2 protein-coding genes are annotated in these 939 nt (G+C 34.9%); both read right to left on the bottom strand.

The window, feature by feature from the left end:
* Window positions 1-183: 183 nt before the first annotated feature.
* The gene (locus BWI92_RS26765) at window positions 184-504 is read right to left on the bottom strand and encodes a hypothetical protein (protein ID WP_095168667.1); all 321 of its coding nucleotides are present in this window, start codon (window positions 502-504) and stop codon (window positions 184-186) included.
* A gap of 2 nt (window positions 505-506) precedes the next feature.
* Window positions 507-866, bottom strand: a complete 360-nt coding sequence (locus tag BWI92_RS26770; RefSeq protein ID WP_141234966.1) for a hypothetical protein — start codon at window positions 864-866, stop codon at window positions 507-509.
* Between the last annotated feature and the right edge of the window lie 73 nt (window positions 867-939).

The raw sequence follows: 939 nt of genomic DNA on the forward strand, positions 1-939 counted from the left end.
CTCTTGTTCTTTAATGTTAATATTCATAAACTGTAGAGGATTTAAAATTTTTGAGTAGATTTTCGCCCTTGTTGAAATTCTCTCCAACAAACTGACGTAAGCAACAAGTAGCATAATAACAGACTTTTGTTGTCGCTAGGCTCATTGGAGAAAACTCCAGCGAGGGCATGAGGCATAACTAGATTAATACCTCTCCAGAAAAAAATCTTTTCCTAGTTCTAACTCATCCAAATAATAATGAATATCCTCAAGTTCATTCAAATACCCACTTGGTGGTACGCTCACCACGATTTTATTCCATGGTTTCCAGACATCTTTTAATATTCCATGGTTAGTCCTTTCATAGTGCTCTTTTAACCATGCTTTAACCATTGAAATATTTTTTGAAATGATATCGCCATACTTGGCAACTTTATTCGAATCATAAACAGGCTTATGCTGTCCTTTTTCATTTACTAGGTAATAATCCACAAAGGGTTCGCCCTCTTTTATTTCAAATGTCATGATTATACTTTCGTACTTCTTTTAAAGTTAACCTCCGCAAGGTCGTAGAAAACTAATGCCTTTGCCATTGCATGTGGAAAATCGGTTGATCGAAGCATTGCACTTTCGTATTCTTCCTTAATGATTCTTTCTTCATTAAACCAATACCTGAACTCATAATTACCATTAGGATGCAATGTGATTACAATATCACTATAGAGTTCTCCATGTTGAGCTTTATAAATTAATAGTTCCTTCAATGCATCATAATATTCCATAAATGCTTCTCTATTACTGTCAATAATATTGCTCAACGATTCATCATAGAAATATAAATATGCTCTGGCGTTTGGGCATAATCTTTCTTCCTGCTGAAACACCACCGCTTAGCAAATGACGTCATGCTCTTCTAAAATTGAGTTAGCTTTCTGTTAATACATCAGGGTCGCGGTCAAA

The sequence above is a fragment of the Flectobacillus sp. BAB-3569 genome, from assembly GCF_002270355.1.
Lineage (GTDB): Bacteria > Bacteroidota > Bacteroidia > Cytophagales > Spirosomataceae > Flectobacillus > Flectobacillus roseus.

Excerpts from the sequence above, each read along its gene's own strand:
- BWI92_RS26765 (WP_095168667.1), bottom strand. The coding sequence starts at position 504 with ATGACATTTGAAATAAAAGAGGGCGAACCCTTTGTGGATTATTACCTA.